This window comes from Sulfurimonas sp. (assembly GCF_027056685.1).
In the GTDB taxonomy this organism is placed as follows: domain Bacteria; phylum Campylobacterota; class Campylobacteria; order Campylobacterales; family Sulfurimonadaceae; genus Sulfurimonas.
In genome coordinates this window covers 1-1,847 of record NZ_JALUKE010000235.1, presented here as the reverse complement: position 1 = coordinate 1,847, position 1,847 = coordinate 1, and the positions used below count along the sequence as shown (strand labels likewise).

General features: G+C 35.4%; 3 protein-coding genes. 1 reads left to right on the top strand and 2 read right to left on the bottom strand.

Annotation, left to right across the window (positions count from 1 at the left end; genetic code table 11):
- A partial coding sequence (locus MVY38_RS10255) for an S-adenosylmethionine:tRNA ribosyltransferase-isomerase (protein WP_297485876.1) occupies positions 1 to 132 on the top strand: 132 nt, incomplete at its 5' end.
- On the opposite strand, the gene MVY38_RS10250 is transcribed toward MVY38_RS10255, so the two are convergent.
- Both MVY38_RS10250 and MVY38_RS10245 read right to left on the bottom strand, forming a co-directional pair.
- Entirely contained in the window at positions 129 to 905 is a 777-nt protein-coding gene (locus MVY38_RS10250) for a DNA-processing protein DprA (protein ID WP_297485874.1), read from the bottom strand. The genes MVY38_RS10255 and MVY38_RS10250 overlap by 4 nt on opposite strands.
- A gap of 4 nt (positions 906 to 909) precedes the next feature.
- Positions 910 to 1,845: a divergent polysaccharide deacetylase family protein gene (locus MVY38_RS10245; protein ID WP_297485872.1), complete on the bottom strand. Its 936-nt coding sequence runs from the start codon at positions 1,843 to 1,845 to the stop codon at positions 910 to 912.
- Positions 1,846 to 1,847 lie beyond the last annotated feature (2 nt).

The following is a 1,847-nucleotide window of genomic DNA, read 5'->3' as shown; positions in this document are numbered from 1 at the left end:
CTACCAAAATCAACACTCTTAATGCTTGTTGCCTCTTTTGTTGGTCTTGAAAAGACTCAAGAACTCTATGCTGAAGCTATAAAAAAGAAATATCGCTTCTACTCTTATGGCGATGCGATGCTTATTCTTTAAGCAATATAAACTTTAGCATTTTTTATCACTATCTCGGCACTTAGTTCTGCTTCAAAAAGCCTTGAAGGAAATCTTTTTAATGCCTCTTCGTAAGTAGGGGTAGATTTGCAATACTCTAAAAATTCATCCTCTTTTATTGATGATACATCAAACGCAGTGAACTTTTTTACAAAAGTGTCAATATTATAAATAGCTTCTGCCTTGCTCTGAGCTAAAAGTCTATTGGTAGCTTCACTCTCACCAATTCTATGGGCTAAAACATAAACCTTTTTTCCCATTTTCAAAGCATACTCTACACTTCTCATAGTTCCCGAGTTTATATCTGCATAGCTTACAATAAGAACATCACCAAGTGCCACTACAAGTTCATTTCTTAGTACAAAGTTGTATCTTGTAGAGGGCGTCCCTTCTGCAAATTGACTCAGAACCAAGCCCTCATTCTCCATATTTTGTATCAATTTCGAATTTATTGCAGGGTAGCGTTTATCTAAACCTGTTGCTGCTACCATTATAGTATTTTTACTCCCTGCTGCTTTGTGCGCAATTGCATCCACACCAATAGCGCCACCACTAACAATACAAACATTCGCATTTGCAAGTTTTGAAGCTAAAATATGCGTCATTTCTCTTGCGTATTGATTTGGTTTTCTACTGCCGACTATTGCCATTTTTGGTCTCTTTAAAAGCTCAAGGTTTCCTTTAAAACAGAGCTCTTTTGGATATTTTTTCATTGCATCTAAAGCATCAATATGAAAATCTACTCTTTTTTGCATTCTCTTAGTAGACCTTATAAACTTGCACTAAATCCACATCTTTAAAGAGCTTTTTTGATTCTCTTATGGCTTCAAGCGTCTCTTTGTGAGGATGTCCAATTGCTATGGCATGTCCATGAGCTTTTGCAACCTTTATAGCAATTTTAATCTGTTTTAAAACATATGCCTTATCCATATGATGGTCTAAAAAAACATCCCTAGCAACATATTTCAATCCATACGCTTTTTCTACTTGAGGTACTTTTGTTTTTGCTGTTGTTCTACTGTCTATAAAGTGAATATGATTTTTATTTAAAGCATAAATCAATCTATTTACAGCTTTCTCATTTGCAGTAAATTTACTTCCAGTATGATTATTGATATAGCGTACCCTTGGAAACTCTTTTTTAATAAAAGCAATGCGTTTAGAAATCTTTTGCTGTGAGTCTGTTACTCTTAATGTATCTGGTTCTTCAGCACTAAAATGCATCGCTTCCATAGGAAGATGCACCATATAAAACTTTTCATGAGCAGCAAGTTTTGCTGAGTTTGGTCGTGCTGCACGCGGAGGTAAAAATGACATAGTTAGCGGTAAATGCAAACTTTTTATGGCTTTGACCTGCCGTGCAGTTTGTACATCATCTATAACAATAGCGAGCATTGGTTTGTGCTCATAAATTACACGCTTTTTTTCTTCTATTTTTGGAGGATTAGCAAGTTTTTCATCTTCTATCTCATGTGCGGCAGAGATATAAGTCTGCTGCCCTTTTTTCAAAACTTCTTTAAGTTGCGTTTCTACCTTAGTTACTGCTATTTTTGGAAGTTTTTCTTCTCTTTTTACTCTTTTGCTTTGCTTTGTTTGTTTAGGTGTTAGAGTCTGCCTCGCATCTTTAATGCCAAAATAATATCCAATACTTAGAGCAATCAGCATAAGCGCTACAATTGCCAAGAACCATGCTATAT

Excerpts from the sequence above, each read along its gene's own strand:
- MVY38_RS10250 (WP_297485874.1), bottom strand. The coding sequence starts at position 905 with ATGCAAAAAAGAGTAGATTTTCATATTGATGCTTTAGATGCAATGAAA.